This is a genomic window from uncultured Marinobacter sp. (genome assembly GCF_963974375.1).
In the GTDB taxonomy this organism is placed as follows: Bacteria; Pseudomonadota; Gammaproteobacteria; order Pseudomonadales; family Oleiphilaceae; genus Marinobacter.
Map to the genome: position 1 here is coordinate 1 of NZ_CAXBDN010000228.1, position 7,010 is coordinate 7,010.

The window sequence follows — 7,010 nt, forward strand, 5'->3', positions numbered from 1 at the left end:
CCAGAGGTCCCAGCGGCACGCAGTAGGTCAACGAATTAACCAGACGGGACACTAGGCCAGTCCCAGAAACGGGGCCAGGCTGAACAGCAGGATGACCGCAATAGCCACCAGAGCAGCGAGGAACGTCAACGGTTTGCGCCGGAACTGATGCCAGAACCCGGTACCGTGACCCGACTGGACAGCTTCATTCCAGGCCTCACGTTGCCGGGTGTGGCGTCGCTGCTGATAGTCTCGCAACAGCGACCTGGCCCGCTCCGCTTCGTCCTGTTCATGAGTCCAGAAGCCGCCCATACTGATACCCCAGAATGAGGGTGGTGTTTCGTAATAGCGAACCTCGTGCTCATCAAACAGGGCGCGGACCTCCTCCGCCTCATCGTCCGGCACATGACGCAGATTCATCAAATGGTAAGGCATCGGTTACACTCCGGGAGCAATCGTTGCACAAGGATACCTTATGCCCGGCACACTTGAGACACTGCTGGCCTTTGACGATCAGTTTCAGCGCGACCAGCAGCAGACGCCGGCCTTTTTACACCGGCGCGACCGGCGCTACGCGCTCGATCATGACGACCAGCCCTGGTCTTATCAGCACTGGCTGCAACGCCAGCAGAGCTTTGCCGGCCAGCACGGCGCCGGCAAAACCGATTCCCGCCTGGTGCTTTGGCAGCGAATACGCCACCTGTTCCTGCTTGCCGGGGCGGTGCTTGGCGCTCTCACCATGTCCGGCATGCTGTTTTACGACGGTGGCCAGCAGATCAACGTCACCGTGATTCTTGGCGTGGTCGCCCTGCAACTGATGCTGGCACTGCTGACAGCGACCCAGGGGCTGGCAGGCTGGCAGCCCTGGCGATTGCTCAGCAGCTGGCTGCAGAACCGCGCCAGGGCCGCCGCCAGTTCCCCGCTGGCACCTCTGAAACCCCAGTTGATGACCCTGAACGCCCAGGCTGGCGGGCTGGCCTTTGCGGTCGCGGGCCTGGTCACCCTGCTGTTCTCGGTAGTGATTCAGGATCTCGCCTTCGGCTGGAGCACCACCCTGGATACCGCCGTCGGCAGCTATCACCGACTGGTCAGCGCAGTGGCCAGCCCCTGGGCCGGCTGGCTACCCGCCGCCGCGCCCACCCCAGAGCTGGTAGCGGACACCCGTTTCTATCGGTTGGGCGACGCCAGCGCCAGCCCTGATCCCGGTCGCTGGGGTGCCTGGTGGCCCTTCATTGCCATGACCTGGCTCAGCTACGTGGTGTTGCCAAGGGCATTGTTGCTGACGCTGGCACGCTGGCATCTGCACGTCAAAAGCCGGCGGACTCTGGCGGAGCATCCCGGTATGGCCGCCCTGCAATGGCGGATGGAATCCCCGCTGCTGGAAACCGGGGCCAACACCCCCGACAGTGGCGTGGTACCCGATCATGAAACCGGCAAAACCCGACCCTTGCCGGCCTCCCGGCTGGCGGTTCGCTGGGCCGGTGCCGGTGACGAAGCACAGCTGCATACCCTGGTTGAATCGCCCGCGGTATTGGTTGCCGCCGGCGGCCGCCAGCGCCTGGCCGATGATCAGCAAGCTCTTGCCCACCTTGCCCGGGAACGGAGTTCAGCGGACCGTGCCCTGGTGGTGATTGCCCGGGGCTGGGAACCTCCAACAGCAGAGCTGGCAGACTTCCTGGAGGAAACCCGGGCAGCCCTGCCGGGGCTGCAGCTGGCCTTGCTGCCCCTGGGCCAGGCTCCCGGCCAGCCGCTGAACGCGTTCCAGCAGGCACAATGGCAACGGCTGATCGGACGCACCGGTGTATCCGACCTGATCCTCTGTCACGCCCCTTCTGCAGACGTTCCGCCTCCTGCTTCCGGTGACAATTCAGGCAACAGGGAAACTGACACCTATGATCGCTGAAACCATGCCGCCGGTCTTCGCTGTGGTGGGTCACCCCAACCGGGGCAAGTCCAGTGTCGTCGCCACCCTGTCCCAGAATGACGCTATCGCTATCGCCCTGGAACCCGGCACCACTCGCGAGAGTCACCGGTATCCGCTGACGGTGGACGGCGAGGTTCGCTATACCCTGGTCGACACCCCGGGTTTCCAGCGGCCGCGCCGGGTACTGGAATGGCTGGAGGCCCACAGCCTGTCGGCGTCCGACCGGGCCGAAACGGTGGCAGCCTTTGTTCGCCAGCACCGGGACAACCCACGCTTCCACGACGAGTGCGAGCTTTTGACACCGCTGATCGAGGGTGCCGGGATCATCTATGTGGTTGATGGTTCAGTGCCCTACAACGCCGAGCACGAAGCCGAAATGACCATTCTGCGCTGGACCGGACAACCCAGCCTGGCGCTGATTAACCGGATCGGCAGCGATGACCATACCGCCACCTGGCAGGCCGCCCTGGGTCAGTTTTTCCAGATTGTCAGAGCTTTTGATGCGGTCCGCGCTCCGTTTTCCCAGCACCTGAGTCTGCTGCGGGCCTTCGGCCAGCTACGCCCGGAGTGGGAAGCCGCGCTTGAAGAAACCGCCAGCCACCTGACCCGGCAACGGACCCGGCGTCAGCAACAGGCGGCCGAACTGATCGCATCTGCGCTGGTGGAAATGATGCAGTATCAGGCCTCCCTCACCCTGCCGGCCGCAATCACAGGCAACGAGCAGAATCGCAGGGATACCCTGGAGGCACAGCTACGGGACCGCTGGTATCACCATCAGCGCCAGCGCGAGCAGACATTGCGCAAAGCCATCGAAGCGCTCTACGAACACCACCGGATCCAGCGTCAGGAAGCGGAACTGAGCTGGCATCAAAGGCACGACCTGTTCAGCGAACGCAGTCGCCAGGCCTGGGCGGTCAGCAAAGGCTATCTGGCCACGGCCGGCTTCGGTGCCGGCGCCGTTGGCGGAGCCGGAATCGATGCGCTGACCCTCGGCGGCTCCCTCGGGACCGGGGCGCTTATCGGTGGCCTGATCGGGGCGGCAGGCAGCTACTTTTATGGCGACAAACTGACGGTACAGGCGTTAAAGCTGACACCCCTGAAAGGCACCTCCGAACTCCAGACCGCCACGTTCGGCCCGGTACAGGACCTCCAGTTCGGATATATTTTACTGGGCAGGGCGGTGGATCACTGGTGGCACATCAGTCAGCGCAATCACGCCGGCAGAGATCGCCTTGAACTTCCCCCGACCGACAGTCACTGGCTGGAACACCTTGAAAAAACTGACCGGAAACAGTTGCAGAACCTGTTGAACCAGCTTCGCAAGGGGCGTAAACCCGGCACGACAGAATGGCACCAGCTGGCCCGGATTATCGGTCGTGCCCTCGACGTATATCAGGCCTGGCGGTTGAATCCGCCCGGTAACTAGTGTTTATACTGTGGGGCTGTGTCCTTCAGTTGGACTATTTACCGTTCGCTCCACAACCTGAGGAAAGACCATGAAAATCGTACGAGTTCAGGACATCATCGGTACCGAACAGGAAGTCAGCGCCCAGCAATGGACCAGTCGTCGCCTGCTGCTGAAGAAGGACGGGATGGGCTTTTCGTTTCACGAAACCATCATTCCCGCTGGCACCGAACACACTTTCTGGTACAAGCATCACCTCGAGGCCGTATACTGCGTCGCTGGCAATGGCTCCATTACCGATCTTGCAACGGGCGAGACCCACGAGATCAGCGATGGCACCCTGTACGCCCTCGACAAGCACGACAAGCACATCCTTCGTGGCGGCACTGAAGACATGCGCCTGATCTGCGCCTTCAACCCACCGGTTACCGGCCAGGAAGTGCACGACGCAGACGGTGCTTATCTGCCGGACACCAGCGAAGACTAACCTCTCGGGAACCGCTCATTTGTCACTGGCTGAACTGCTCAATCAACTGTCACGGGACGACGAACTGAGCGCTACAGACGCGCTGGTGATGATCACAAACTGGCTGCGACCCGCCCGGGGGGAAACCTCCGACGATGTGGCAGGGCGCATTGCCAGTCTTGAACAGGCCCTTCTGGACAACCTGGACCTGCATCACAGCCTGTCCGGCAAGCTCCAGGAATGGCTGAATTCCGCCCGGTTCTTTCAGTTGCTGGCCAGCCTTGGCCTGTTTTCCCGCAAAGGTTTTCTGAAAGAGTTCGGTGAACGGATTTACGAGCGGATCAATCCTGCACCAGCCGACCCCGACAGTGTGAAGGACGTGTTCACGCTGGTCTTCAGCAAGCGGTCGGATACCGAATGGGTCATGGAAGTACCCGGATCAGCCTGGTTCAGCCTGTTCCGGACCCTGTGGCGATTTTCCCCCAGCGCGGCCAGCCAGGCCACCGACAAGATCTGTTTCGACGTTCTTTATGCCACCGAGCTGCTGTCCATCTGGATTGCCGCCGAAGAGCTGGAGCCCGGCATACTCCGTCTTGACCCCCGCATAGTCGAAAAGGACTCTGCCTTTGTTGCCCTGCAACGGGAACTGGCCGTCTACGCCCGACATTACCGGGCCTGGATGGAGTCCGAACGTAACCCCGACGAATTCTATGATGACGCCCACGTCCGGGTGCTGCTGGAACAGTGCGAAGATGAAATTGAGCGCCTGCGCAAGCTCGCCGTGACCCGCGGCAGCAGTATTGGTCTGACGCACCTGCTGGAGCGACTGAACCAGACCCTGGAACGAATCGGCAACCTGCTGGACGTCCTCCACCCCTACGACCAGAAACAACGGATCGAACAGGCGGTTATGCTGTTCCGTAAACTGGTGCAGGCCAATGCCGAACGTCACAGCGTTTCCGCCCTGTGGCAGCAGAACATCAAACTGGTGTCCCGCAGTGTGACCGAAAACTCCAGTGACCGGGGTGACCACTATATTGCCGGCAGCCGCCACGAATACTTCCACATGCTGGCCTCCGGACTTGGTGGCGGCGTGGTCATTGCCTTTATGGCGCTGCTAAAAATCCAGATTCTGCAACTGGGCTTTGAACGTTTTACCGAAACCGTGCTGGTCAGTCTGAACTATGGTCTCGGCTTCATGTTTATCCACATCATTCACTGCACGGTGGCCACCAAACAACCCGCCATGACAGCCGCCAACATTGCCGCCAAGGTAGAGCAGGGGGAGCACGGCCGCGCCAATGCGCGAATGCTGGCGGAACTGCTGGTCAAGGTGGGGCGAACGCAATTTGTGGCGATTGTCGGCAACGTCGCTGCCGCCGTAGCGGTCGCCATGCTGGTGGGCTGGCTGTACCTGCAGCTCAACGGCCTGCCCCTGTTGAGCTCGGCCCGGTACGACTACATCCTGAACGGGATCCATCCCTGGCAGAGTCTGGCACTGGTGTATGCCGCTATCGCTGGCGTGTGGCTGTTCCTGTCCGGCCTGGTAGCGGGCTTCTTCGATAACCGGGCCGACTACATCAACCTGTCCGGTCGGCTGGAGGTCCACCCATTGCTGAAACGGCTGTTGCCGGATCAGACCCGGATCAGACTTGCCCGCTACCTGCACGACAATTATGGCGCGCTGACCAGCAACTTCGTATTCGGGGTGCTGTTGGGCACCACCGGGTACATCGGCTACCTGCTCAACCTGCCCATTGATATCCGCCACGTGGCCTTTTCCTCAGCGGACGTAGGCTACGCCATGTCGGTATTCAATCCGGGTCCGGCAGCCTTTGCGGCCTTCGTAGGTTTTGCGCTGCTGATTGGCCTGGTCAATCTGGTGATCAGCTTCACCCTCGCCCTGAACGTTGCGCTGCGCGCCCGGGGCGCGAAAATCACGCGCCCGGACCAGTTGTTCCGGGCCTGGGTCGAGGTGGTCCGGGAACGTCCCATCGGGCTGCTATACCCACCCCGGGAGCCAATCCCGGAACATCCGGCGGACCCGGAAAAAACCCCCGCAGCCGGCAAGGAGCACTGACTCATTCCTCCGCGGAGGAATTCCCGGTACGGCCTTGGTGCTCCAGCATGGCCCGGGCCTTGAGACCCTGATCAAGCATTCTGCGCAGGTCACTCAGATCGTCCAGCACCTGCTGGCCAATCTCCTGGCTGACCTCGCGATTCACCATCGACCGTAAAACTTCGGCTTTAAGCTTCTGATAAATCTCGCCAGCCTGTTCCCGGCTGGCATCAGGATGTGGCTCCGGACCCAGTAACTGGCCAACCATCTGCAGGTACTGATCCAGAAGCAACCGGGCGGTAGTCTCCGGTAGCGCTCTCCGGTTATGACGCAGGCGCACAGCGCTGCCGATTTGCTCCGCCATCTCATCCAGATAGCGCCCGGTGCGCACCGCCACTGATAGCTGCTCAACCACTTCCGGAGACAGCCGTTCAGTGCGGGCCCTGGCGGCAAATCCCGCAACAGCCAGGTAAAGCTCATGGACAGCGGAGGTCTGACGCTTGCTGGCCGCTTCTGTCATGCCCTCCCGGGTCAGGCTCACGTGCACCAGGCCTGCCACCAGCTGCTGCATGCGGGCAAGCTCCCGACCCAGCGCTTCGGTGGCCAGCTCCGGGGCACTGGCCAGGGTATTATCCAGATAGCGGGGACGCGAGATATCTTCCTCACTGCTGCGGAAGAAACGTTCCAGACGCCGCGAGAGCCAGGGCACCAGGGGCAGCAGCATGGCAACGCCCAGCAGTTTGAACAGCGTATGAAAGGCCGCCAGCAGAATTGCCGGACTACCTTCCATGTCGAGCCAGTCCGCCATCAGACCCGCGACCCACAACAGCAAGGGTAACACCAGCAGTGCCACAGACCCGGCCACCAGATTGAACAGGATATGACTGAGGGCAAGCCGACGGGCATTGGAGGTGGCATTGAGCACGGCCACAGCGGCGGTGGAGGTGGTGCCGAGACTGGCACCGATAACGCCCGCCGCACCCGCCTCAAGCGAAATGACGCCGGTGCCGGCAGCGGTAAGCACTATGGCAAGGGTGGCGCTGGAGGACTGGGTCAGCAGGGTGATCGCGAAACCGATTACCAGGTACATGGCCCAATGGTAGGTCTCACCCTCGGCAACCGTGTCACTGAAACCACCGGCAAAACCGCCAAGGGACTCCTTGAGCAGATCCAGACC

General features: G+C 61.7%; 6 protein-coding genes. 4 read left to right on the forward strand and 2 right to left on the reverse strand.

The genetic code is table 11. From position 1 onward, the window contains the following. Positions 1-51 precede the first annotated feature (51 nt). The gene (locus AAC035_RS16450; RefSeq protein ID WP_339806068.1) at positions 52-414 is read right to left on the reverse strand and encodes a DUF6164 family protein; all 363 of its coding nucleotides are present in this window, start codon (positions 412-414) and stop codon (positions 52-54) included. A gap of 40 nt (positions 415-454) precedes the next feature. Here AAC035_RS16450 and AAC035_RS16455 point away from each other — a divergent pair, with 40 nt between their 5' ends. From AAC035_RS16455 to AAC035_RS16470, 4 genes are all read left to right on the forward strand, one after another. Next, positions 455-1,882 (forward strand): DUF2868 domain-containing protein, encoded by a 1,428-nt coding sequence (locus tag AAC035_RS16455; RefSeq protein WP_339806070.1) that lies wholly within the window; start codon positions 455-457, stop codon positions 1,880-1,882. After that, on the forward strand, positions 1,872-3,329 hold the full coding sequence (locus tag AAC035_RS16460; protein WP_339806072.1) for a GTPase/DUF3482 domain-containing protein: 1,458 nt from the start codon (positions 1,872-1,874) through the stop codon (positions 3,327-3,329). The genes AAC035_RS16455 and AAC035_RS16460 overlap by 11 nt, the downstream gene beginning before the upstream one ends. A 70-nt stretch (positions 3,330-3,399) precedes the next feature. Next, the gene (locus AAC035_RS16465; RefSeq protein ID WP_339806074.1) at positions 3,400-3,795 is read left to right on the forward strand and encodes an ectoine synthase; all 396 of its coding nucleotides are present in this window, start codon (positions 3,400-3,402) and stop codon (positions 3,793-3,795) included. A gap of 19 nt (positions 3,796-3,814) precedes the next feature. Continuing rightward, positions 3,815-5,854, forward strand: a complete 2,040-nt coding sequence (locus AAC035_RS16470) for a hypothetical protein (RefSeq protein WP_339806076.1) — start codon at positions 3,815-3,817, stop codon at positions 5,852-5,854. A 1-nt stretch (position 5,855) separates the two neighbouring features. On the opposite strand, the gene AAC035_RS16475 is transcribed toward AAC035_RS16470, so the two are convergent. Beyond that, on the reverse strand, positions 5,856-7,010 hold a 1,155-nt coding region (locus tag AAC035_RS16475; protein ID WP_339806078.1), incomplete at its 5' end, for a Na/Pi symporter.

Coding starts and splice junctions, on each gene's coding strand:
- AAC035_RS16450 (WP_339806068.1), bottom strand. CDS start 414: ATGCCTTACCATTTGATGAATCTGCGTCATGTGCCGGACGATGAGGCG.
- AAC035_RS16455 (WP_339806070.1), top strand. CDS start 455: ATGCCCGGCACACTTGAGACACTGCTGGCCTTTGACGATCAGTTTCAG.
- AAC035_RS16460 (WP_339806072.1), top strand. CDS start 1,872: ATGATCGCTGAAACCATGCCGCCGGTCTTCGCTGTGGTGGGTCACCCC.
- AAC035_RS16465 (WP_339806074.1), top strand. CDS start 3,400: ATGAAAATCGTACGAGTTCAGGACATCATCGGTACCGAACAGGAAGTC.